The organism is Marinobacter sp. CHS3-4 (genome assembly GCF_030053415.1).
In the GTDB taxonomy this organism is placed as follows: Bacteria; Pseudomonadota; Gammaproteobacteria; order Pseudomonadales; family Oleiphilaceae; genus Marinobacter.
Window position 1 is genome coordinate 1,715,834 of record NZ_JASGBJ010000001.1, and the last position, 24,088, is coordinate 1,739,921.

The 24,088-nt window shown below is 55.4% G+C and carries 21 protein-coding genes; 10 read left to right on the plus strand and 11 right to left on the minus strand.

Going from position 1 to position 24,088, the window contains the following annotated elements; genetic code table 11:
• Positions 1-37 precede the first annotated feature (37 nt).
• Genes QLQ17_RS07895 through QLQ17_RS07905 form a run of 3 tightly spaced genes read right to left on the minus strand, consistent with a single transcriptional unit; the run spans position 38 to position 2,756 of the window.
• Positions 38-697 carry an HAD-IA family hydrolase gene (locus QLQ17_RS07895; RefSeq protein ID WP_283208996.1) on the minus strand — a complete coding sequence of 220 codons (660 nt, stop codon included), beginning with the start codon at positions 695-697 and terminating at the stop codon, positions 38-40.
• Positions 694-1,422 carry a bifunctional 2-polyprenyl-6-hydroxyphenol methylase/3-demethylubiquinol 3-O-methyltransferase UbiG gene (ubiG, locus tag QLQ17_RS07900; RefSeq protein WP_283208997.1) on the minus strand — a complete coding sequence of 243 codons (729 nt, stop codon included), beginning with the start codon at positions 1,420-1,422 and terminating at the stop codon, positions 694-696. Before ubiG ends, QLQ17_RS07895 begins: the two co-directional genes overlap by 4 nt.
• On the minus strand, positions 1,419-2,756 hold the full coding sequence (locus tag QLQ17_RS07905) for a TRZ/ATZ family hydrolase (protein ID WP_283208998.1): 1,338 nt from the start codon (positions 2,754-2,756) through the stop codon (positions 1,419-1,421). Before QLQ17_RS07905 ends, ubiG begins: the two co-directional genes overlap by 4 nt.
• A gap of 146 nt (positions 2,757-2,902) precedes the next feature.
• On the opposite strand from QLQ17_RS07905, the gene mtnA reads away from it, so the two are divergent.
• Entirely contained in the window at positions 2,903-3,961 is a 1,059-nt protein-coding gene (mtnA, locus tag QLQ17_RS07910; protein WP_283208999.1) for an S-methyl-5-thioribose-1-phosphate isomerase, read from the plus strand.
• Here the strand turns inward: mtnA and QLQ17_RS07915 are convergent.
• The gene (locus tag QLQ17_RS07915; protein ID WP_283209000.1) at positions 3,958-4,734 is read right to left on the minus strand and encodes a helix-turn-helix domain-containing protein; all 777 of its coding nucleotides are present in this window, start codon (positions 4,732-4,734) and stop codon (positions 3,958-3,960) included. The genes mtnA and QLQ17_RS07915 overlap by 4 nt on opposite strands.
• Positions 4,735-4,772: 38 nt before the next feature.
• Positions 4,773-6,959 (minus strand): carboxy terminal-processing peptidase, encoded by a 2,187-nt coding sequence (locus QLQ17_RS07920; RefSeq protein ID WP_283209001.1) that lies wholly within the window; start codon positions 6,957-6,959, stop codon positions 4,773-4,775.
• A 36-nt stretch (positions 6,960-6,995) separates the two neighbouring features.
• Here QLQ17_RS07920 and QLQ17_RS07925 point away from each other — a divergent pair, with 36 nt between their 5' ends.
• Positions 6,996-7,121, plus strand: a complete 126-nt coding sequence (locus tag QLQ17_RS07925) for a hypothetical protein (protein ID WP_283209002.1) — start codon at positions 6,996-6,998, stop codon at positions 7,119-7,121.
• A 48-nt stretch (positions 7,122-7,169) separates the two neighbouring features.
• Here QLQ17_RS07925 and QLQ17_RS07930 read toward each other — a convergent pair whose 3' ends face one another.
• Complete coding sequence (locus QLQ17_RS07930) at positions 7,170-9,320, minus strand: 3-hydroxyacyl-CoA dehydrogenase NAD-binding domain-containing protein (protein WP_283209003.1); 2,151 nt, start codon at positions 9,318-9,320, stop codon at positions 7,170-7,172.
• A 31-nt stretch (positions 9,321-9,351) separates the two neighbouring features.
• Positions 9,352-10,560, minus strand: a complete 1,209-nt coding sequence (locus QLQ17_RS07935) for an acetyl-CoA C-acetyltransferase (protein ID WP_283209004.1) — start codon at positions 10,558-10,560, stop codon at positions 9,352-9,354.
• A 180-nt stretch (positions 10,561-10,740) separates the two neighbouring features.
• On the opposite strand from QLQ17_RS07935, the gene QLQ17_RS07940 reads away from it, so the two are divergent.
• Positions 10,741-11,007, plus strand: a complete 267-nt coding sequence (locus QLQ17_RS07940) for a late competence development ComFB family protein (RefSeq protein ID WP_283209005.1) — start codon at positions 10,741-10,743, stop codon at positions 11,005-11,007.
• Here the strand turns inward: QLQ17_RS07940 and QLQ17_RS07945 are convergent.
• A complete protein-coding gene (locus QLQ17_RS07945; RefSeq protein WP_283209006.1) occupies positions 10,985-13,462 on the minus strand; it encodes a DUF349 domain-containing protein in 2,478 nt (825 codons plus the stop codon). The two genes, QLQ17_RS07940 and QLQ17_RS07945, sit on opposite strands and share 23 nt — an antisense overlap.
• 153 nt (positions 13,463-13,615) lie before the next feature.
• Between QLQ17_RS07945 and QLQ17_RS07950 the strand changes: the two genes are divergently transcribed.
• Positions 13,616-14,101, plus strand: a complete 486-nt coding sequence (locus QLQ17_RS07950; RefSeq protein ID WP_283209007.1) for a regulatory protein RecX — start codon at positions 13,616-13,618, stop codon at positions 14,099-14,101.
• Here QLQ17_RS07950 and mltF read toward each other — a convergent pair.
• Entirely contained in the window at positions 14,080-15,570 is a 1,491-nt protein-coding gene (mltF, locus tag QLQ17_RS07955; protein WP_283209062.1) for a membrane-bound lytic murein transglycosylase MltF, read from the minus strand. The genes QLQ17_RS07950 and mltF overlap by 22 nt on opposite strands.
• Before the next feature lie 302 nt (positions 15,571-15,872).
• Here mltF and purL point away from each other — a divergent pair, with 302 nt between their 5' ends.
• Together purL and QLQ17_RS07965 are read left to right on the plus strand one after the other, a co-directional pair.
• Positions 15,873-19,778: a phosphoribosylformylglycinamidine synthase gene (gene purL, locus QLQ17_RS07960; protein ID WP_283209008.1), complete on the plus strand. Its 3,906-nt coding sequence runs from the start codon at positions 15,873-15,875 to the stop codon at positions 19,776-19,778.
• 404 nt (positions 19,779-20,182) lie between these two features.
• Positions 20,183-20,494 carry a YqfO family protein gene (locus QLQ17_RS07965; protein ID WP_283209009.1) on the plus strand — a complete coding sequence of 104 codons (312 nt, stop codon included), beginning with the start codon at positions 20,183-20,185 and terminating at the stop codon, positions 20,492-20,494.
• Positions 20,495-20,503: 9 nt separating this feature from the next.
• On the opposite strand, the gene QLQ17_RS07970 is transcribed toward QLQ17_RS07965, so the two are convergent.
• Entirely contained in the window at positions 20,504-21,046 is a 543-nt protein-coding gene (locus QLQ17_RS07970; RefSeq protein WP_283209010.1) for an NUDIX hydrolase, read from the minus strand.
• A gap of 96 nt (positions 21,047-21,142) precedes the next feature.
• Here QLQ17_RS07970 and QLQ17_RS07975 point away from each other — a divergent pair, with 96 nt between their 5' ends.
• From QLQ17_RS07975 to purT, 4 genes are read left to right on the plus strand one after another with little or no spacing between them, the layout of a single operon-like run.
• On the plus strand, positions 21,143-21,727 hold the full coding sequence (locus tag QLQ17_RS07975) for an NUDIX hydrolase (RefSeq protein WP_283209063.1): 585 nt from the start codon (positions 21,143-21,145) through the stop codon (positions 21,725-21,727).
• 19 nt (positions 21,728-21,746) lie between these two features.
• Positions 21,747-22,289: a gamma carbonic anhydrase family protein gene (locus QLQ17_RS07980; protein WP_283209011.1), complete on the plus strand. Its 543-nt coding sequence runs from the start codon at positions 21,747-21,749 to the stop codon at positions 22,287-22,289.
• Position 22,290: 1 nt separating this feature from the next.
• The gene (locus tag QLQ17_RS07985) at positions 22,291-22,473 is read left to right on the plus strand and encodes a DUF1289 domain-containing protein (RefSeq protein ID WP_283209012.1); all 183 of its coding nucleotides are present in this window, start codon (positions 22,291-22,293) and stop codon (positions 22,471-22,473) included.
• A 54-nt stretch (positions 22,474-22,527) separates the two neighbouring features.
• Positions 22,528-23,733, plus strand: coding sequence for a formate-dependent phosphoribosylglycinamide formyltransferase (gene purT, locus QLQ17_RS07990; RefSeq protein WP_283209013.1), 1,206 nt, complete (start codon positions 22,528-22,530; stop codon positions 23,731-23,733).
• A gap of 135 nt (positions 23,734-23,868) precedes the next feature.
• Here the strand turns inward: purT and QLQ17_RS07995 are convergent.
• A partial coding sequence (locus QLQ17_RS07995; RefSeq protein WP_283209014.1) for a hypothetical protein occupies positions 23,869-24,088 on the minus strand: 220 nt, incomplete at its 5' end.

The window sequence follows — 24,088 nt, forward strand, 5'->3', positions numbered from 1 at the left end:
TTCTCCGTTTGCGAATCCGTTGGCAGAATCGAGGGCGCTATTGTAACAGTTTTGCCAGGTGATCGACTGTGTCGGCCACCTGATCTGCCTGCCACAGATCCACCGTTTCAGGCTCTTCTATGTAGCCGTAGCGAACCGCAATGGTATGCATGCCCGCATTGCGGCCAGCCTCGATATCCCGCTCGTGATCCCCGACGTATATGGCCAGCTCTGGCAAAGCGCTGATTTCATTACAGGCCATCAAAAGGGCTTCCGGGTGGGGCTTGCGATGGGTGACATGGTCCGGGCAGATCAGGGTTGAGCAACGGTCTGCAAGACCCAGGGCGTCAATCAGTGGCGCAGCGAAGCGGTTAGGTTTGTTGGTAACAATGCCCCAGGGAATGTTCCTGGACTCAAGTGCTGCCAGAATGCTTTCCATGCCGGGGAACAGTCGGGTCTCAATGGCAACCCCGGCTTCGTAAAGGTCCAGAAATGCGGTGTGCAGTTCTGTATAGCCCGGCTGATCCTGTTCAAGACCAAAACCGATGCGGATCATGGCCCTGGCACCGTTGGAGACGGACCGTCGGATGAAGGCGTCTGGTAAGGCCTCCAGGTTGTGGGACAGGCGTAGCTCGTTCAGGCAGCGGACAAAGTCCGGTGCGGTGTCGATCAATGTGCCGTCAAGGTCGAACAGGACTGCAGAGGGTTCCGGATTCACGACGGTAAATCTTCCCCCCGGGAGTCTACGGCGTGCATCAGATAGTTGACGTCGACATCACGGCCAAGACGATACACCTTGGTGATCGGGTTATAGGTCATGCCTGTCAGGTCGCGAACGTCCAGGTTTGCGTGGCGCAGATGGTCAGACATTTCCGACGGACGAATGAATTTTTTCCATTCGTGGGTGCCTTTTGGCAACAGCCGAAGCATGTATTCGGCACCTACAATCGCAAACAGAAAAGACTTGGGGTTGCGATTGATGGTGGACACGAACAGATGTCCGCCTGGTTTCAACATGGCGGCACAGGCCTTGATGACCGACGCGGGATCTGGAACGTGTTCCAGCATTTCCAGGCAGGTCACCACGTCATACTGGCCTGCGTGTTCCTGATCCTTCGCCAGCTCTTCTACCGTAATTTGCTGGTAATCAACGTTAACGCCACTTTCCAGGCCGTGCAGTTTGGCCACAGATAGAGGGGCTTCACCCATATCGATGCCGGTGACGTGGGCACCACGCTGGGCCATCCCTTCAGACAGCAAACCACCGCCGCAACCGACATCCAGCGCGCGTTTGCCTGCAAGAGGGCAGCGCTCCTCAATGTAGTTAAGGCGTAGCGGGTTGATGTCATGCAAAGGCTTGAACTCGCTGGAGGGGTCCCACCAGCGGCTGGCAAGTGCTTCGAATTTTGCAATTTCGTTTTGATCGACGTTCTGTTGACTCATGATTGCTGCTCGCGAATTTTTTGTGCCCAGCCCTGGACTCTCAGCATAAGATCCGGCACGTCTATGCGTGTTAACGCGCCTTCCTGTACCTGAGGTACGCCGCCAATCCAGCTATGGCTTACTTGTCGACCATGACGGCTGTAAACAAGGTGTGAGGCAGGATCATACACTGGTTGCAGGAATGGGTCGCTCAGGTCGACCGCAATGATATCGGCCAGTTTACCAGGGGTCAGCGATCCCAGTTCGTGTTCCCGCCCAATGGCTCTGGCGCCCGCAATGGTCGCCATGGCAAGGGCTTCATGGGCGGTCAAAGCGGCGGCGTTGTCGGCAACCGCTTTCGCGAGCATGGCTGCGGTACTCAGCTCACCAAACAGATCCAGGTCGTTGTTGCTGGCCGCGCCATCGGTACCGATGGCGACATTAACGCCGGCTTCACGCATTTTCTGCACCGGGCTCAGCCCGCTGGCAAGCTTTAGATTGGATTCGGGGCAGTGGATCACATGGGCGCCGGACTGTTTCAGTAAAGTCAGATCCGACTCGTCAATCTGGGTCATGTGCACGCACTGTGTGTTGGGGCCCAGCAACCCAAGATCTGCCATGCGTGCGGTTGGCCGAGTGTCGGTTTTATCAAGCGCATCGGCCACTTCGAAGGCGGTCTCGTGCAGGTGAATCTGGATAGCGGCGCCGGTTTCATTCGACAGTGCGACGGCCTCTTTCAAAGGCTCATCTGACACCGTATAGGGCGCGTGAGGGCCGATCGCCGGAGTAATAAAGGCGTTGTCTTTCCATTGTTCGATAAACGACCGGCCTTTGCGGAGGTACTCTTCAGGTCCTGATCCCCAGGGTGTGGGGAAGTCCAGCAGAGGAAAACAAACCTGGGCACGCATGCCGGTATCGTGGGCTAATTGCGCGACAACCTCGGGGAAAAAGTACATGTCAGAGAATGTTGTGGTGCCGGTTCTGAGCATTTCCGCCATAGCCAGCTGAGTGCCATCAGCAATAAACGACTCACTGATAAACGCGCCTTCGGCGGGCCAGATGTGGTCATTCAGCCACGACATCAGGGGCAGGTCGTCTGCCATGCCTCTGAATAAGGACATTGCGGCGTGGCCGTGGGTGTTAATCAGCCCTGGAAGCAGCACGTGATTTGGAAGGTCGATCACCTCCTTTGCCCGGTAGTGAGCGTCGGCTTCATCCTGTGAAACGATCGCAGCAATGCGGTCGGCTTGAACCAGCACGGCTTGATGCTCAAGGACCGTGTCGGCCGGCTCGATAGGAATCACCCAGCGGGCGTTGATACGGATATCGGCTGCGTTAATCGTGTCTGCCTTCATTAATCCTGCCTGGTTTTCAAGTGAGCAGAGTGAGCATATTGAGCGGGAAGTATAGCGACGGACCCGGCCGAGAACTACCCTGGGGCTGAGTTGTAGGGCCATAGTCCGTTATACTGCCGCCACACAAAACCACATCGGAGTTCTTCATGGATCAGGCTGCTTCCTCCAATCGCTCGATCGGCACTGTCGCTATGCGTTGGCAAGGCGTGCGTCTTGAGCTTCTGGATCAACGATTGCTGCCTGACCAGGAGCAGTGGCTTTCGCTCGACTCCGCCGTTGAGGTCGCCAATGCGATAAGGGATATGGTGGTTCGAGGCGCGCCGGCTATTGGTATTAGCGCTGCCTACGGTGTGGTGCTGGCCGCCAGACATGCGCCACAGGAGGAATGGGTTGATGAGATAAAGCGGGCCATTGATGTTTTGGCAGAGTCTCGTCCTACGGCGGTCAACCTGTTCTGGGCGCTGGAAAAAATGAGAAGCGTGTTGGCGAGCTGCGACACTCTGGAATCAGCCATTTCGGCGCTTGAACAGGCGGCGGTGGCCATTCACGAGGATGATCTGGCAGCCAACCTGGCCATGGCGGATCATGCTTTGGCGCATATGAACCTGGATTCGCCGGTGTCTGTACTCACGCATTGCAACACCGGGGCGTTGGCAACGGGCGGCTATGGCACAGCGCTTGGCGTGGTTCGCCGCCTGAACGAAGCACGCTTGTTAACCAATGCTTTTGCAGACGAAACCCGCCCATGGCTGCAGGGCAGCCGCCTGACTGCGTGGGAACTGGCCCGGGATGGCATACCGGTGACTCTTAATGCAGACAGTGCTGCAGCGGCGATTCTGGCCTCTGGCAAAGTGAGTTGGGTCATTGTGGGTGCCGACAGAATCACCGCCAATGGCGATGTGGCAAACAAGATTGGCACCTACAGCCTGGCGGTACTGGCACGTCATCACGGGGTTGGCTTCATGGTTGTTGCCCCCGCCAGTACCGTTGATATGGCGCTTTCTTCCGGCAAGGAGATTCCGATTGAGGAGCGCGAAGGCACTGAACTGAGACAAGTCCGTTCTGTCCCCATGGCCCCGGAGGGAGTGGCGGTGTTCAACCCGGTGTTTGACGTGACCCCAGCCGACCTTGTGGATGTCATCGTCACAGAAAAGGGTGTGATCAGCCGTCCGAATGCGGCCAGTATGGCCAGGCTTTTCGTTTAATCGGACGTGTCAGGCGGGGTCTGGCTTGCTTTGAATGCTTCCAGTTCCCGTTCCTGTTCCTCTATAAAGTGCAGGGACATCTCAAAGCTCTGGCGCGTAAAATCCAGTACTTTCTGGAAGCCTTCGTCAGAGAGGGTGCGTGCATTATCGTGGCTGCGAAAGATATTGATGAACTGCCGTTCCCGTTCAAACTGCAGTGGCAACCGCCCCACGCCCCAGCCATCCAGTATCCGCCAGACTTCCGGGTTGTAGTTACGGGTGGTGCGAAGAATAAAGGGAATCGGATCGTTGCGGGCGATCAGGGCCGCCAAACGGAGTATCAACTCGAAGGACAGCGTGCTGGTGCCATTTTCAATGGCTTCCAGTACCGATTTGTCTTTGAGGTTTAATGCCTCGCTCATTTCGGAGAGCGTCAGCCCAGCAACTTCGCGGATGTCTCGTAGGGAATTCCCTGCCACCAACATCATCCGGAGCTGATCCTGAGACTTCATCAGGGCACGACCGACTTTGAGAGACGTGTCGGTAGACCTTGCGGCGAAACGCAATGCTGAGCCTGTAAAGCCGGCAATGCGATCCACCAGAGACTCGGCCTCCGGTTCCGACGCATCGGAGGGATCCGTGTCGGAAGACGGCGGCTTGACCTCGTCCTCGCTCTGAACCTTTTCGACCTCGTCCATGGATCGCATGGCATGCATGGAATCCATTAACATGTCTTCCAGCAGCCTGGCTTTTTTCTCATCTCCGTCCTTGACGTCACTGTCCCTATTAGCCATAGATCCCTGTCTGCCTGCGATGACGGCTGCAAAAGCGCCTATTTCAGTGGTTGAGCCTGTGCCTGCACCGTGATGTGGTCTGGCGACAGGATAGAGGCCATCCGCTGATCCAGCTCCAACATGTCAGCCATGATGTTGCCGCCTTCCTCAACAATAAAATCCATGTCGTCGTCGGTTGAATCCATATCCGCCGACTGTTGATCCTGCCAATCGTCAAGGGCTTCCAGCGATTCGAACGGCTCTTCACCGCGAATTTCCCGACGCGCGTTGGCGATGGTCAGGCGGGTGTTCTGAATCTGGGACTGGTATTCCTCGCGCTCGTTCAGGTTAAGGCTGACCGAGGTTTTTTCACGTTGGTCTTTCAGGAACTCGATTTCCTTCTGCAACAGGCGGAACTCGGGATGCTCCTCGAAGCGCCCCTCGTGGCGGCTGCGTAACTCATCAATAACCGAGCTGAAGTCGTAATAGCGGTCGTGCGGCACGGCTTCGATCTGATCCCAGGGAAGGGCATGCTCCAGCGCGTCCTCGCCGATGCGCTTTTTGTCGACGCGGGACGGAATCTCGATATCCGGAATGACACCTTTGTGCTGAGTGGAACCGCCCGACACCCGGTAGAACTTGCTCTGGGTGATCTTCAGCTGGCCGTGGTTCAGCGGGCGAACCGCCTGAACGGTGCCTTTGCCGAACGTCTGCGAGCCCACCACCAGGCCGCGACCGTAGTCCTGAATGGCGCCCGCAAAGATTTCAGACGCTGACGCACTCATGCGGTTGACCAGAACCACCAGTGGCCCGTCGTAGGTCACGGATGGGTCTTCGTCTTCCAGGACTTTCACGTCGTTGTTAGAATTGCGAATCTGAACGGTGGGGCCTTCCTCGATAAACAGTCCAACCAGGTCATTGGCTTCGTGAAGCGCACCGCCACCATTGTTACGCAGGTCCATCACGATGCCGTCTATGCCTTCGGCTTTGAGCTCGTTGATCAGGTTTCGAACGTCCCGAGTGGTGCTCTTGTAATTCGGGTCGTTGTTCATCATCGCCTTGAAATCAGCATAGAACGTCGGGATGTTGATCACCCCGATGCGGAAGTTTTTACCGCCACGATCCAGTTCAATCACATCGCTGCTGGCACTCTGTTCTTCCAGCTTTACCTTGTCGCGTTTGATGGCAATGGTTTTGGTCACGGTTTCGTCAGCGGCATCCGAAGGAATCACTTCCAGGGTGACCACGGATTCCCGGGGACCGCGGATCAGGTCAACGACCTCATCCAGGCGCCATCCAATCACGTTGACGACCTTGTCTTCGTCTTCCTGGCTCACAGAAACGATACGATCAGCGGGCTTCAGCTGGCCTTGCTTGGACGCCGGCCCACCGGGTACCAGGCGAACCACTTTGGTGTATTCGTTGTCCGATTGCAGTACCGCGCCGATGCCTTCCAGAGACAGGCTCATGTTGATATTGAAGTTTTCAGAAGTGCGCGGCGAAAAGTAGGACGTGTGGGGATCCCACATACCGGCAAAGGCGTTCATATACGCCTGGAACGCGTCCTCACTGCGGGCCTGAGTAGTGCGCTTCAGCTGGCCTTCGTAGCGGCGCAGCAAGGCTTCGGTGATTTCCTCGTCGCTGCTGCCATTCAGGCGCTGGGCCAGAACCGCATTTTTGATGCGCTTGATCCATAGCTCGTCCAGGGCTGCTTGGTCGGCTTCCCAGTCCACGTCTGACCGGTCAACCAGAATCTGTTCGTTGCCCTCGAAATCGAGCTTGTTGATGCCATCTTCGACGATGCCAATGGCAAATCTCAGCCGTTCGATAATACGCTTCTGAACGAGGTTGTAGATATCAAAGCCGGGCTGCAGTTGGCCGGTTTTCAGGGCGGAGCCTAGGCTTTCACGCACGGCGCTGAATTGATTGATGTCTTCGCGGCTCAGGTAGATTCGCTGACCGTCGAGATAATCGAGGTAGGCGTCGAACACGTCTTCCGACAAAGCTTCGTTAATACCCATGTCGCGGAAGTGAGTGAACTGCAACTGGCGCGCTATCAGGATGTTTGCGCGTGCCTGTGCCACCGTCGGCGAAACCGGCTCGTAAACGGCATCGGAGGCATCGGCCGTCGCAGCCGCCTGAGATGAAAGAGCGAGAACCAGACTGAAGGACGCGATCTTTAAGGAATGTCTTAGCGCCTTGAAAGACTGGTTAAGCGTGTTATCCGATTCGCTGTGACGGGTCATAATGCGTTCCGCGATGCTGAAAGGGTTTTTTGACTCATGAATTTCATTGTAGGCAAGGGCGGAAGGGGTTGCCATAGGCTGGACGTATCGCTTCGTGACAATCTGTCCATGAACTGGGCAGGTTTGTATCTGAACGCCGGGCCAGCAGGCGGCCCGGCGTAGAGACCTGAAAACCAGGATGGTATTCAGGCGCTGATTTCACTCTAAAAATCAGGCGAACGGCGTGTTGGCTTCTGCTTTCTCCAGCAACAGAGCCGGGGGCTCGAAGCGCTCTCCAAACCGGTTTGCCAGGTCTTTTGCCCGTTCTGCAAAGGCTCGAACGCCATACTGGTTGATGAACTGAATGGCTCCACCGGTCCAGGGCGCAAAACCGATACCGAAAATACTGCCAATATTGGCATCTTCGACCGTTCTGAGTACGCCTTCTTCCAGGCAGCGGACGGTTTCGATCGCCTGAATGAACAGAATGCGGTCCTTCAGATCCTGCAAGTCGGTCGACCTTGCTTTGTCCTGCTGCACGAACCGTGGCTCCAGTTCTGACCATAGGTGTTTTTTGCCGGATTCAGGGTAATCGTAGAACCCTGCACCCGCGGCCTTGCCTTTGCGGTTATGGGTGCCAACCATCTGGTCGATAACCGCCTCAGCCGGGTGTGCCTTCCAGGTTTTACCGGCGGCTTCCGTGTCTTTTCTGCTCTGATCCCGGATATGTTGCATCAGGGTAAGGCTGACTTCGTCAGAAATGGCCAGCGGGCCTACCGGCATACCGGACAACACACCCGCGTTTTCAATGCTGGACGGGTGAATGCCTTCGCCCAGCATGGCAATGCCTTCGTTCACGAAGGTGCCGAACACCCGAGAGGTAAAGAATCCACGGCTGTCATTGACCACGATAGGGATCTTGCCAATCTGCTGCACATAATCGAAGGAACGGGCCAGCGTGGCGTCCGATGTGCCTTCACCCACAATGATTTCAACCAGTTGCATCTTATCGACGGGAGAGAAGAAGTGCAGGCCGATGAAGTTTTCAGGCTTTGCGGAGGCCCGCGCAAGCTGGGTAATGGGAATCGTAGAGGTGTTGGACGCGAAGATACCGTTCTCGACAAGCTTTGCCTCGGCTTCCTGAGTGACTGTGGCTTTCAGGTCGCTGTCTTCAAACACCGCTTCGATCACCAGGTCACAGTCTTCCAGATCCTCAGCGGAGCCGGTGGCTGTGATGCGGCCAAGGATGTCCGCTTTCTTTTCTTCGGTCATCCGGCCTTTACTGACCTTCCTGGCCAGCAGCTTTTCCGAATAGGCTTTGCCCTTTTCGGCGTTTTCCTGGGATACGTCTTTCAGAACAACGTCAATGCCGCGGGACGCCGTCGAGTAGGCGATGCCCGCGCCCATCATGCCCGCGCCGAGCACGCCCACCTTTTTAAAGGTTTCTTTATCGATGCCTTGCGGGCGGCTTTCGCCAGCGTTAACTGCGTTCAGTTGGAACCAGAAAGTTCCGGTCATGTTTTTGCCGACCTGACCGGTGGCAAGCTCAGCGAAGTAGCGGGTTTCGATCAGGCTGCCATTGTCGAAATCAACCTGGGCTCCTTCTACGGCGGCGGACAGAATACGCTCTGGTGCCGGATAGCAGCCTTTGGTTTTTTGCTTCAGCATGGCAGGCGCAATCGCCAGCTTCTGTGCCATGGCCGGATGCTGTGGGCCGCCGCCAGGAATCTTGAAGCCTTTCTGATCCCAGGGCTGCTGGCTTTTCGGGTTAGCCTCGATGAAGGCGCGGGCCTTGCTGATCAGCTCATCGGTTGAACTGGCCAGTTCGTTCACAATGCCGGCTTTGACGGCCGCTTTGGGACTCAGCTTTTTGCCTTCCATCAGCAAGGGGAAAGCCGCTTCCAGACCAATCATGCGTGGCAGGCGCTGGGTACCGCCGCCGCCGGGTAACAGACCCAGAGTCACTTCGGGCAGACCGAGCTGGATTTTGTCGTCGTCCATAACCACCCGGTGATGACACGCCAGGCAGATTTCCAGACCGCCGCCAAGCGCGGAGCCATTAATGGCTGCAACAATGGGTTTTCCCGTGGTTTCCAGGAATCTCATCTGGGCTTTCAGGCCGTTGACCATCGACTCGAATTCTTCAGCGTCGTCGCGGGTCACTTTATACAGCTCGTTCAGATCGCCACCGGCAAAGAAGGTTTTCTTGCCAGAGGTAATAATGATGCCGGCGATCTTTTCCAGGTCGCCTTCGACCTGTTTCACGGTGTCTGTCAGCGCTGTGCGGAAATCGGCATTCATGGTGTTGGCCGATTGGCCCGGCATATCGATGGTCAGGGTCAGGATGCCGTCTGAACCCAGGTCGTAACGAATGGCACTCATGTTGGTTGTCTCCTCGAATTCGGTCGTCGGCTCAGATGCGCTCGATAATGGTCGCAATGCCCATACCGCCACCGACGCACAGGGTGGCCAGGCCAAAGCGCTGTTCTCTGCGCTCGAGTTCGTCGAGCAGGGTGCCAAGAATCATGGCCCCGGTCGCGCCGAGCGGGTGGCCCATGGCAATGGCGCCGCCGTTCACGTTTACCTTTTCGTCAGGCACCGACAGCTCGCGCTGGAATCGCATCACCACAGAGGCAAAGGCTTCGTTCACCTCGAACAGGTCGATCTGGTCGGCGGTCATGCCGGCTTTTTCCAGAGCCTTTCGGGCAGCTGGTGCGGGGCCGGTCAGCATGATGGTGGGGTCGGTACTGGTCACGGCTGTGGAAATAATGCGCGCGCGCGGGGTCAGTCCCAGGGCCTTACCTTTTGACTCACTGCCAATCAGCAATGCCGTCGCTCCGTCCACAATGCCTGAGGAGTTGCCGGCGTGGTGTACGTGATTGATTTTTTCCACGTAGTGGTATTTTTCCCGTGCGACACCGTCAAACCCCATTTCACCCATCATCTGGAAGGAGGGCTTGAGGCCGGAAAGAGAGTCCAGCGATGTACTGCCACGCACGTGTTCGTCGCGGTCAAGGATGGTAACGCCAGTTTGGTCAGTGACTGGCACGATAGACTTGGCGAAGTAGCCCTTTTCCCAGGCATTTGCAGCCTTTTGTTGCGATTTGACCGCAAAATTGTCGACATCTTCTCGGCTGAAGCCTTCCAGTGTCGCGATCAGATCGGCACCAATGCCTTGAGGCATGAACCCGGTGTGCAGGTTGGTCGCCGGATCCGTTGCCCAGGCGCCGCCGTCTGATCCCATAGGTACTCGAGACATGGATTCCACACCGCCGGCGACCACCAGATCTTCCCAGCCGGAGCGCACTTTCATGGCGGCCAGATTGACGGCTTCCAGGCCAGAAGCGCAGAAACGGTTCAGCGTGACGCCAGCCACCACCTCGTTCCAGTCAGCGGCCAGGGCGGCGGTTTTGGCAATATCGGCGCCCTGGTCACCGACGGCGGTCACACAGCCGAGGACAATGTCGTCGACCTGTGAGGTGTCCAGGCTGTTCCGTTCCTCAAGTGCTTTGAGCACGGTGGTCATGAGGGTGATAGGTTTTACGCTGTGAAGCGAACCGTCCTTTTTACCGCGCCCTCTGGGCGTGCGGACCGCGTCGAAGATATAGGCTTCGGTGGTCATTTCCTGTCCTCTATTGGCTGTTTGTTCAAGTCTGCGCTATCAGAAGGTAACCATAGCGGCTCGCACGGCGGAGGGGTAATGGCGGGCAGTGCCAATCGAATTGGCGAAACTGCTCAGGCCAGGTGCCGTTTATTGGGCTATGTTGTAAGAGTTGAACTTAGGTAAGGCGGGAGTGATGCCATGTCTCTGAGAGACGCCATTGATAATCTTTATGAAAAGCTGGTGGCTGAGGCCATCGATGAAACCAGCGAGCCCAATGATACCGACGATTATCTGACCGATGTGATGTGCGTGGCGCTCAATCGATTGCCATCAAAGTATTACCGGCACAGCGTCGATATGGTGTTTTACCTGGCGGAGGGGGAAATGGATGCCATGAAGGCAAACTCCCTGGCTGCCGTGAAGGAAGCCAGGGTCTTCGTACTCAGTCATAAGCGCGATGTGTAGCGGCTTCTAACGCATCGGCCATTCTTTCGGCCCGAGTCTCTGTCAGGGATTCGTCCTCGGGCCGCAAGCACCAGGCGGCAACCAGGCTTTCCATCTGCGCTAAACCGGTTTGCTCGGAGCCATTGCCGCCGAGCCCATTGGCCAGACGCTGGACCTGAACTTCCATTCTCAGGGCTTGTTCGTCCTCAGGTGAACTGGTCTCTGCCAAAATTTCGGCCCGAATCGCAAGTTCCGCTGCATCGGCATCCGTCAGGTTGGCGGCCAGTTTCCCCCAGTGTTCGGGAAGATCGGATTCGGATAGCGGTCCATTTACTCTTTGCCGAAGTTGTTTTTTCCACTCGTCGAGTTGTTGGCGAGCCCGCTGGGCTTGAATCAGTGACTGCAGGCGAGCCTTCTCCTGCCTCACCTGATCCTGTACCGGTTTAGAGAGCGGCGTGTTTTCCACCCCTTTCAGTGCATCCAGTTGTTCCTTCAGAACAGCCGATTGCTGGTTCTCGTCCTCCTGGGATGTTCGCTCCAGAATGGCATTGGCTTGTTCATCCGCTGCTCGGGCCTGTTCTTGTTGCTCGTTTTTCTGAGCGTCGCGGCGAGCGAAAATCTGATCGCAGGCCTTTCGAAACGCCTGCCAGAGCTTGCGGTCTTCCCGATGGCGAGTAATGCCGATCTGTTGCCACTCGCCCTGAAGGTTTTTGGCCTGGTTCATCGCCTCGGTGAGCGGCTCGTGGTCCACCAACGCTTCTGCTCTTTCCACAATCGCCTGTTTCAAAGCCTCGTTTTTCTGACGTTCTTCGTTGAGCGGCTGTTCCAGTCGTTTAAGCAGGGCGTCAAAGTCTTTCTGCACCGGCCGGTTCTCGCGGAACTCAATCGGCCAGGCGGCTTTCCACTCTTCCCGGGCTTTTTGATGGATACGCTCGGCGCCTTTCCAATCAATGGCTTGCCAGTCCGCGTTATCCAGGAAGGTACGAAGCTGCTCAACGATGGCTTTGCGGGTTTCTAGGTTGGCCTGTTTCAACCCTGATTTGGCAGAGAAATACTCTTTGCAGGGCTCAAACGCCAGATCCGAGGCCTGCTTGAAGCGATTCCACAACTCGCGATCAGAGGAGCCGCCAAGTTCACGCCATTCGTTCTGGATCTCCTTGATGCGCTCAGCCTTGGCTTCTGGCTCCATCGGCTGATCTTTCAGGTATTCCATCTGCTCGCACAGCGCTTCCTGTTTGGGGCGGGTGGCAAATCCCTGCCAGTCGGTCAGTTCTCGCAACTGGCCACCAAGCAGTTGGATCCGCGGCTGGAGGGGTTGAGCGTGGCGGCGATCCAGTTTCTTGACCTGCTGCTGAGCGGTTTTGAATAGCTGTTTTGATTCTTTTAATTGCTGGGCTTCCAGGGTCTTCTCAAGCTCGGTCAGCGTTTGACTCAGAGCTTCTGCCAGCCCCTTCTGCTCATCGCTATCGGCCTGTTCCGGCTGTCTTCTGGGTTTTTGTCCTGCTTTTTGCGCCAACTGTTGAACCAGTGGAGGCGTCGGGAAGCCTGAGGGCCAGTCAATGGCATCAATCAACTCTTTGGCAGACGGTGTCTCGCCCTGCGTGGCCTGTTCTGTCGTTTCCTCTTCGCCGAGCAACAGCTGAATAGCCTCGCGGTTCTGGTTCAACCGGCGCAGTGCCGATATATAGGCGCGCAGTGGAAGCATCAGGGATTCATAGGTTTTTTGTTCCTGCTTGCCCACGTCAGTATCGCGAGTAGCTTCCAGCCAGCGATTCTCCTGGGTTTTCTGAAGTGCATCCAGTGATGAAAGTGAGGGCTCTACATCCGGCGATGCCTGCTTCAACTCGTTTACGGTATCTTCCAGCAATGCCAGCGTTTCGGCGCGTTGATTTTTCTGTTCAGCGGCCTGGGCCTGTTTGGCCTTGTCTTCTTTGATCGCTTCAAGCCTGGCCTTGCAATCATGAGCGGCTTGCAGGAATTCGCTGGCCTGTACCTGGGAGGCATGGGCCTCAAGCTCCGACCATTGTTTGAGCAGGGAATCCAGGCGTGGTTCAAACAGCTTGGTGTCTTCGCTTCTGGCTTGATCCCTGGCGTTGCGAATCAGGGATGTGATCGCTTCTTCCCGGCGTAGCTCCTCGCTTTCCTGTTCACGGATAGCTTGCAGTGCCTGGCGAACCGTTTGGTAAACGCCTTTGTCGCTGCCTTTCGACTGTTTCTGAACTCGCTGAAGTGTGTCTTTGTCTGTCAGTGCTTTTGCGGCTGATAGGCGGATGTCTGCGGTAGCGCCTTTGACGGCGAGCGTTTCCAGTTCGCCCTGTGACGGATTTCCGCCCAGCGTTGCCAGTTGTTGCTGGCGAAGCTCTTCCTGCCTCTCTACCTTCTCCTGTTGATTTACTGTCGGTTCAACGGGAGACGAGGGTTGCTTTTCCGGAGCGGTTTTTTTGCGATTGAAGAGTTTCTGGATGAACGCAGCCATGGAGGTATCCTTTTATATTGAAACCAGTTCGAAGTGTCGGGCAGTATGCAAACACTTTGTTACGGCCAGCTCGGCGCGCCGATGGCCGGTTGGAGACTGAAATAAGTCGGGCGCTAGTCTAGCGTTTCAAAGGCAAGGGCGGGAAGAGGTGTCATGGCAAAACAAGACGATCCGGAACAGAAGGCCAGAGCGACGGCGCTCAGGCTGCTTGCCAGAAGAGAGCACAGCCGGCTTGAGCTCGATCTGAAACTGCGACAGCGGAAGGTTGAGGCATCTGTTATCGAGCGTGTTCTGGATGAGTACGAAGAAAACGACTGGCTCAGTGATGAGCGGTTTGCCGACGTTTTCGCCCGTCAAAAAGTTGATTTAGGTTACGGCCCCATGAAGATTCTGGCGGAGTTGCAGCAGCGCGGGATTCAACGCCCTCCGACCTGGTTCTCTGAAATGACGGATCGTGACTGGTCTGAAAACGCGATTCGGCTTCGCGACCGGCGATTCGGACTGACCAATATTCAGGACGACTGGGACGAAAAAGGCCGTCAGGGGCGATTCTTGGCGCGACGAGGGTTCGCGGGTGACCAGGTAGAAGCGGCGCTGGACGCCGTTCTTGATCCGGATCAAAGCGTTGGGGGAAGGTAACCCAATTCTTCCGGGAGCGGGTTTCCCGGTGTGTCTATGGTGACTCTGGGGCCCGGTGCCACCATCGGCTCCATGCCTTCCAGCTCTTTGAACCAGGGTTTCTTCCGAGCGTCGGCAATTTCCGCCGGCTCGGTCATCCAAGCCAGAACATCGTAGTAGCGCCGAATATTCTGCACATAGATAACTGGCTCATGGCCGCGGGCGTAGCCGAAGCGGGTTTTGCTGTACCACTCTTTCTGGGTCAGTTTTGGCAGGAATTCTTTAACATCCATCCAGCGGTCAGGGTCTTTGCCTGCACCCTGGGTAAGGCGACGGGCGTCTTCAACGTGCCCCCAGCCAACATTATAAGACGCCAGTGCAAACCAGGTTTTATCAGGTTCTGGAATGCGCTCAGGCACCTTTCGGTGAACCATGGTGAAATATTTGGCGCCGCCGCGGATGCTTTCTTCGACATCCAGGCGATTGCTGACGCCAATGTGTTTCGCGGTATTGCGGGTCAACATCATCAAGCCGCGCACGCCGGTCGGCGACACTGCATTGGGGCGCCAGTGGGATTCCTGATATCCGATGGCAGCTAATAACCGCCAGTCCAGTTCGTACGCCTCTGCGTGCTCCTGGAAAAGCTCTTCGTACCTTGGCAGGCGGTTTTCCACGTGGTGTACGAACGTGCGGGCACCTACGTAGTTCAGGCGGTCCAGGTGACCGTAGAAACGCTCTGCAAGTTGGGCCAGCCTGCCGTCATCTTCAACTTTTGTGAGAAATCTACGGGCGGCTTTGACCAGGGTTTTGTCCTGTTCTTCCGGAAACAGCCACAGCAGGTCTGTTGCCTCGTTCAAGGCAAAAGCTTTTTTGACGCGCGGAAAGAACACGTGGTTCAGGTCAAGCTCGTTGGATGCCACAACGGCATAGGGGAATTCGCCGGATTCCACTCTGGCCAGAATGCCGGCAGCGTCCAGGCCCTGGTGCTCGGCCCAGTCAATACGGGCATCGGAGTCCTCTGAGGCATTTTGGACATGATCACGGTGATCGCTTTCAGCCACAAAATGAAGGGGTTTGCCGCCGAGGTCTTCCAACGACTCCGGTCGTTGAACGTCGCGGTTATACACAACCACCGATTTTGCCTGGATACCGTTATTGACGAACCGGAATCGGTCGTTAAAGTCCGGGCGCGCAGAAAGGCCAGCCAGGCCAATGTGTGCAAAATTTCTGTCCAGAACCGAGAGTATTTCTGTGTTGTCTTGCGCTACGCGCAGGCGCAGCTCAACACCCAGCTCATCGGCGAACATTTTGGCCAGTTCGTAGTCGTAGCCGGTCTTGCCTTCGCGCCCCTCGAAATAAATGGAAGGAGCGGTACGGGTAATGACGTGAAGCACGCCTTCGTCGCGAATCTCCTGCAAAGTGCTGGGTCTGGAGCAGCCAGCAATCACAATGGCAAGGCTCAACAGGCTCGCGTGTTTTAGAAAGGCCATCAGCTTTTGCTGAACAACGTTTGGCAAAATCGTTAACTCCCTCGAAGAAAGATAATGGGTAGTACGGCAGCGGGTGTTATTCGATCACCGCCATGCCGGGCCCATTTCGAAGCCTCCCTGGCTCGCGTTTATGATCTCCGGTCTCTACCGTATGGTCAAATTAATTGATCACTTTCTGTGCAAAAAGATGTAAATTCTGGCTACTGTGAGGGTCGTCAGAGCGCTGTATCCCGGCACCGGTTTCGAGTATCATTGCGGCCTTTTCAGTTGGAACGAATCCGTTTCGTAAACAGGTTTTGATCATGCTCGAACTTCGCGGCGCCCCGGCGCTCTCGCCTTTCCGTTCTCGCAAGCTCCACTCTCGTATTCAGGACATTGTCCCAGAAGTGGAACACGTCTATGCCGAGTTCATGCACTTTACGGATCTTGAGTCTGAACTGACCGAATGCGATCAGGCCGTTCTGGACAGACTGCTTACCTACGGTCCCAGTGTGCCGGTGGAAGAACCTGACGGCGTGCTGTTTCTGGTTGTGCCTCGGCCCGGCACACTCTCACCCTGGTCAAGCAAAGCCACGGACATAGCGCGAAATTGCGGGTTGCGGCAGATTCGTCGGATCGAGCGTGGCACGGCCTATTACGTAAAGTCAGGTAAGAAGCTTGGCCTGGCCCAACGGGAGAAGATCGCCGCGTTACTACATGACCGGATGACCCAGAAGGTATTCCATGAGATGGGCGGTGCAGAGCTGCTGTTTCATGCGGAAGAACCTCGAGTGGTAACGCGTGTACCTATTCTTTCCGGTGGCCGAAAAGCGCTCGTTAATGCCAATCAATCACTGGGCCTTGCGCTGGCCGAAGACGAGATCGACTATCTGGTCAAATCGTTTACCCATCTTGAGCGTGATCCTACCGACGTTGAATTGATGATGTTCGCTCAGGCGAACTCAGAACATTGCCGGCACAAAATTTTTAATGCGTCCTGGGATATTGATGGCGAAGGCCAGGAAAAGTCGCTGTTTGCGATGATTCGGAATACCCATGAAATGAACAGCGAAGGTGTGCTGTCCGCTTATAAAGACAATGCGTCCGTTATTCGCGGCAGCAAAGGTGGCCGGTTTTTCCCGGATCCTGCAACCGGTTCCTATCAGTACCATGAGGAAGATATTCATATCCTCATGAAAGTGGAAACCCATAACCATCCGACGGCGATTGCTCCTTCCGCAGGTGCAGCCACCGGCTCTGGCGGTGAAATTCGCGACGAAGGCGCTACAGGTCGGGGTTCCAAACCCAAGGCGGGCCTGACTGGCTTTACGGTTTCCAATCTGAATATTCCAGGCGATAGCCAGCCCTGGGAAATCGATTATGGCAAGCCCGAGCGCATTGCTTCGCCGCTGGACATCATGATCGAAGGGCCCATCGGCGGCGCTTCGTTCAATAACGAATTTGGCCGTCCCAATCTGGCAGGTTACTTCCGCACCTTTGAAGGCAGTGTGCCCGGTGCAAACGGTGAAGAAGTTCGCGGTTATCACAAACCCATCATGATTGCCGGAGGTCTGGGCAATATTCGCGCTGACCATGTGGAAAAGGGCGACATTCCGGCCGGTGCCAAACTCATTGTTCTGGGCGGGCCTTCGATGTTGATCGGTCTCGGCGGTGGCGCTGCGTCCTCAATGGATTCCGGCTCCAGCAATGAAAACCTGGATTTTGCCTCTGTCCAGCGGGATAACCCGGAAATGGAGCGTCGTTGCCAGGAAGTGATTGATCGTTGCTGGCAAATGGGTGATGACAACCCCATCTGCTTCATCCACGACGTGGGTGCAGGAGGGCTGTCCAACGCCATGCCGGAGTTGGTCAAAGACGGCGGCCGTGGCGGAAAGTTCGAGCTTCGCGACATTCCGAGCGACGAGCCAGGCATGTCGCCGCTGGAAATCTGGTGCAACGAATCCCAGGAACGCTACGTAATGGCGGTGGCGCCGGAAAATCTCGAGCGCTTTGATGCCCTGTGTCGACGCGAGCGTTGCCCCTATGCCGTTATCGGCGAGGCCACGGAAGCGCACCATCTTGAACTGTCCGATTCCTACTTCGATGACCGCCCGGTCGATTTGCCGATGGATGTCTTGTTTGGCAAACCGCCACGGATGCATCGCAGCGTAACCCGCTCGTCGTTTACCAAGCCGATCTTCGATTCCAGCAAGATTGATGTGAATGATGCGGTTGATCGACTGCTGCGCTTGCCAACGGTTGGCTCGAAAAGTTTCCTGATCACCATTGGCGACCGGACCATTACCGGGCTTGTCGCTCGCGATCAGATGGTCGGCCCCTGGCAGGTACCGGTGAGCGATGTCGCAGTGACTTCATCGTCCTTCGACGTGAAGGCTGGCGAAGCCATGGCGATGGGTGAGCGCACCCCGGTAGCTGTGATCGATGCGCCTGCCTCTGGCCGTATGGCGGTGGGTGAGGTCATTACCAACATCGCTGCAGCGCCCGTCAATGCGCTTTCAGACATTCGGTTGTCGGCCAATTGGATGGCAGCCGCGGGGCATCCCGGCGAAGATGAAAATCTTTATGAGACGGTAAAAGCGGTTGGCATGGAACTGTGTCCGGAGCTGGGTATTGCGATCCCGGTCGGTAAGGACTCTATGTCCATGAAAACGGTCTGGGAAGAAGACAGCGGCGAACAGAAGAGCGTGACCTCTCCGCTGTCGTTGATCGTCAGTGGGTTTGCGCCGGTGCAGGATGTCGATCGTACTCTGACACCCGAACTTAAATCCGATGCTGGCGAAACGGACCTCATTCTGGTTGATCTGGCAGCTGGCCAGAACCGCCTGGGTGGTTCTGCGCTTGCGCAGGTCTACAGCCAGGTCGGTGCCGTCGCCCCTGATCTGGATGACCCTGAAGATATCAAAGCTTTCTTTGCCGTTATCCAGGGGCTGAATCGCGATGGCAAGCTCCTGGCTTACCACGATCGTTCCGACGGCGGTCTGTTTGTAACGCTGGCCGAAATGGCTTTTGCCGGGCATACCGGGCTGAACATCAAGCTGGATGGCCTTGCAGAAGATTCTAGCCAATTCCCGCGCGAGCTATTCAATGAAGAACTGGGCGCTGTTATCCAGGTTCGCAAAGACGACACCGGTTTCGTTCTCCAGCAGTTTTCCGCAGCGGGGCTTGGTGATCATATTTCGGTGATCGGCACCCTCAATGGCGATGACACAGTGCGCTTTTCGTTCGAGGGCGTGGATGTCATCTCGCGGTCAAGGGTTGAGCTGCAGCGGCTGTGGGCAGAGACCAGTTATCGCATTCAGTCTCTGAGAGATAATGCAGACTGTGCACTGGAAGAATTTGAGAACCTCCTCGATGTTGAAGATCCCGGCTTGCATGCCGAACTGACCTTCGATTTGAACGACGATATTGCCGCGCCGTTCATTAATACCGGCGCCCGCCCCAAAGTTGCTGTTTTGAGGGAGCAGGGTGTGAATGGACAGGTTGAGATGGCTGCGGCGTTTGATCGGGCTGGTTTCGACTCGGTGGATGTCCACATGAGCGACCTGCTTTCCGGTCGGGTATCGCTGGAAGGGTTCAAGTCCATGGTTGCCTGTGGCGGCTTCTCATTCGGTGATGTGCTGGGTGCAGGCGAGGGCTGGGCAAAGTCGATTCTGTTCAGTGATCGGGTGCGGGATCAATTTGCGGCATTCTTTAACAGGCAGGATACCCTTGCGCTGGGTGTCTGTAACGGGTGCCAGATGCTATCCAATCTCCATGAGCTGATTCCGGGTAGTGAAGGGTGGCCGCGTTTCGTGAGGAATGAATCCGAACAGTTTGAAGCCCGACTTGTGATGGCAGAAGTGCCGTCGTCACCGTCGGCCTTCATGGATGGCATGGCTGGCTCTCGCATGCCGATTGCGGTTGCGCATGGTGAGGGGCGGACGGAGTTTTTGGGCGGTGCCTCTGCAGCGAACCTGACAGACAATGAGCTGGTTGCCTTGCGGTATGTCGATAATCGCGGTCAGGCTACAGAGCGTTATCCCTATAATCCCAATGGGTCGGAAGCCGGGATTACCGGCGTCACGACTCGCGACGGCAGGGTGACCATTATGATGCCGCACCCAGAAAGGGTGTTCAGAAAGTCCCAGCATTCATGGCATCCTGATGAATGGAATGAGGATGCACCCTGGTTGCGGATGTTCCGCAATGCGCGTCGCTGGTTTGGGTAAGTAAATTGCCTGACATAAAGCCGGTCTGAATGCACCAATTTGGTGACTCCATTCAGGCCGGTTTTTTTATTAAATCTGCTTTTTTGGTCTTGACGTTTCAATTTTATGCACATTTTCAGAGCAAGGTTGGTTGCTCTGTGTTCAAAGTAATGGTTCGGGATTCAGTTTTTGTCAGACAAACTCAAGTGATTGATAAATAGACGAAAAAGGTTTTCGGTGAATTTGTCGCCAATTTAACACAAGTGCAGCAATTGCGGGGTTTTGGCGTATGTTCCCAAAATCTTTCCCCAGAGTTATCCACAGATTCTGTGGGTAAGTGTGTAACTGCTTAATCTGACCAAAATAATGGTTTAGATGCGGCCCCGAATTGATCGGGGTTGGTGGAATCAGTCGGAGGTATAACCGTGTACAAACTCTGCTATTTTGTTCCCGAAAGTCACCTGGATCAGACCAAAAACGCGCTCTTCGATGCGGGTGCTGGACGCATCGGGGACTACGATTCTTGCGCCTGGCAGGTCCTGGGGCAGGGGCAATTTCGGCCGCTCGATGGGAGCCAGCCGTTCATCGGTGATTCCGGACAGTTAGAGACCGTTGAGGAATATCGGGTTGAGCTGGTCTGTGAAGACGATTCCATTAAAGCCGCTGTCCGGGCATTGAAGGACTCGCACCCATACGAAGAGCCTGCGTATGAGGTGTTCCGCATGGAGGATTTATAGGCCAAGTGCCTATTTCCTCATTTGATAGCGAATATCTTCCACGTGTACCGGGAAATGCTGTTTGCTGAAGTCTTCAACAAACAGTTCCAGCGTGCGGCGCACCGTCGGGAAAGACAGCTCGTCCCATGGAATATCGTTAAGATGGAACAACTGGGTTTCCAGTGATTCCTCGCCTGCGCCGAAGTTGTGGCTGGTCAGGGTTGCACGGTAGAACATGTGTACCTGATCGATGTGAGGTACATGAATCACTGTGTAAAGCTCGTTCATGTCGACATCGGCCAGGGCCTCTTCCTGGGTTTCCCTGGCTGCCGCTTCAAGCGTGGTTTCCGAGTTTTCCATAAAGCCTGCCGGCAGCGTCCAGTAGCCATATCGAGGCTCAATGGCTCGGCGGCAGAGCAATACCTGCCCATCCATTACAGGAACCGTGCCGGCGACAATTCGCGGATTCTGGTAATGTATGGTTTCGCAACTGACGCACACATAGCGATGGCGGTTGTCGCCCTGTGGAATGCGCTGTTCGACCTGATCGCCACAGGTACTGCAGTATTTCATTCGGTTCACCGTTGAATCGATGGGTATGTAATGATGAATGTAACTATCCGTGCTGCGGGTCCTTCATTCAAGAGTCTGATGTAAAAACGGAGCCAGATTTTGCGCGACCTACTTCACGAACGTCTGTCGGGGTATGTGCCACGTTTGTTGACGCTGGATTATCCTGAAGCCGGGGTTCTGGTTCCGGTCACTGATAATCGCGACAACCCCGAAATTGTTTTTACGCTCAGATCGTCGAATCTGAGCACTCATCGAGGGCAGGTGTCGTTTCCTGGCGGTCGTCGAGACCCCGAAGATGAATCTCTGGCCGCGACGGCATTGCGCGAAACCCACGAAGAGATTGGGCTTCCTCCAAGTGAAGTTGAATTGATTGCACCTTTGAGTCAGGTGATGTCGTTACATCAGATCCTGGTAACGCCTTACGTTGGAGTCGTCCCCGGTGATCACCCGCTATCTGCCAATCCAGCAGAAATTGAAAGTATTTTCAGAGTTCCTGTCAGTTTCTTTCTGGAGGATAAAAGGGAGCGAACGGACGCTCTCAGTTTTATGAATAACACGTTCTATGTTCCCTGCTATCGCTGGGAGCGCTTCCAGATCTGGGGATTGTCCGCAGTGGTGCTGGTAGACTTCCTGAATGCCGTTTACGATGCCGGAATTGACCTGCTTGAACCCGCCAAATAACGAACATTCGGAGGCTGTCATGTTTTACGAGCTCGGTGAGCGAAAACCTGAACTGAAGGGAGACGGACAGTTTGTCGCGGAGAACGCATCCGTGATTGGCAGCGTTCGCCTGATGGAACAATCCAGCGTCTGGTTTAATGTGGTTATCCGTGGAGACAACGAACTGATCACCATTGGGCCGGAGACCAACGTTCAGGATGGCTCGGTTCTTCATACTGACCCGGGCCTGCCTTTAACGCTTGGGCGAGGGGTGACGGTTGGTCATAAGGTGATGCTGCATGGATGCGATATCGGCGATTATTCGTTGATTGGGATTAATGCGGTCATTCTGAATGGTGCCAAAATCGGCAAGCATTGCCTGATCGGAGCCAACACGCTGATTCCAGAAGGGATGGAGGTTCCGGATGGGTCCATGGTTGTGGGGTCGCCGGGCAAGATCAAACGCGAGCTGACAGACAAACAGAAGAAAATGCTGGAGATGAGCGCCGAGCATTACGTCAAGAATGCAGAGAATTATATAAAATGCCTGAAGCCCTGTGAGCCAGACGAGGTCGAGGGCTGATATGCGCCGACAAGACCGAGTACAGTCGCCATGCGTCAGTATCTGCGCTTTGGACGAGCAAGATCAGTGTATTGGTTGTCATCGAACCAGCGATGAGATCATGAGCTGGCCCATACTCACCGATGAAGAGCGACGCGAAGTATTGAAGCTCGTTGCATTGCGTGAAGAGAAAGTTGGCATTTAAACAGCGGCAGTGACTGCCTGAAACTGGTACCCAAATTTTAAGGATTCGTTATCCATGCCTGACCAGTCAGCTTCCAAAAAAGTAACTTTAGGCACGCCTCTTAAAGGCAATGCGTTTCGCGTTCTGTTTTGCGGCTCCGGAGAGCTGGGCAAAGAGGTCGTGATTGAATTGCAGAGGCTGGGCGTGGAAGTGATTGCAGTGGACCGCTACGCCAATGCGCCCGCCATGCAGGTGGCCCATCGCAGTCATGTGATCGACATGTTGGATGGGGAAGCGCTGCGATTCATTGTTGAGTCCGAAAAGCCGCATCTGATTGTGCCTGAAATTGAAGCGATTGCGACGCCAGAGCTGGTGAAGCTTGAGCAGGAAGGGTATCGGGTAATCCCGACGGCCAGAGCCGTCAACCTGACCATGAATCGCGAAGGCATTCGACGGCTGGCTGCAGAAGAGTTGGGGTTGGCAACATCGCCGTATCGTTTCGCGGAGACCCGGGAAGAGTACCTGGCGGCGGTAAAGGAGATCGGACTTCCGCTCGTGGTCAAGCCGGTGATGAGTTCGTCTGGTAAAGGGCAGAGCACGGTGAAATCGGAGGGCGATATCGAAAGCGCCTGGGAATATGCCCAATCGGGAGGTCGTGCCGGAAAAGGGCGGGTGATTGTCGAAGGGTTTGTGGATTTCGATTATGAAATTACGTTGTTGACCGTCAGGCATCGCGACGGCATTTCCTTTTGTGCACCGATCGGGCACCGTCAGGAAGATGGCGATTACCGGGAATCCTGGCAGCCTCAGCCGATGAGCGCTGCAGCGCTTGAGCGCTCCAGGGAGATCGCCGAAGCCGTTGTTGAAAACCTGGGCGGTCACGGCATCTATGGCGTGGAGCTGTTTGTTAAGGCTGATCAGGTCTGGTTTTCCGAAGTGTCGCCGAGGCCCCACGACACCGGGCTGGTGACGCTGGTTTCACAGGATCTTTCCGAGTTTGCGCTTCATGCCCGGGCAATTCTGGACCTTCCGATCCCGGCCATTCGGCAGCTTGGGCCCAGTGCGTCTGCGGTTATTCTCCCTGAAGGCGAGTCTTCGGAAGTGTCCTATTCCGGGCTGGAGAACGCACTCGCTGAGCCAGACGTCTTCATGAGGCTGTTTGGTAAACCTGAGCTAAAGGGCAAAAGGCGGATGGGGGTCGTGTTGGCGAAAGGCGACTCCATCGAAGAAGCCAGGGAAAAAGCAACGCGTTCTGCGGGCCACGTAAAAGCCGAATTCTGACAGTAATCCGACACCATTTTAAAAAGTTTTGAACGAACCGTTGACACCTCAGGCTGGGGCTGTAGAATACGCATCTCTTTCGAGGGGCACGCCAATTTTTGAGGTGGTTTTTCGAGAGGCAACCGATTGAATTTCTTAGAGATTTGGATTTTCAATTTCTTCGCAAATCGGTTGACAAGGAAGCGATTCGCTGTAGAATACGCGGCCTTGATCAGGGAACGGGAGTTCCCGACTGCTCTTTAAAAAGTTAACCAAGTAATTCGTGTGGGCGCTGGCCGAGGTATTTCGGATACGAAATATCAGGACAGTGACTCGTCGAAATTGAGTTTTGTCTTGAGCAAGAATAGAGAATCTT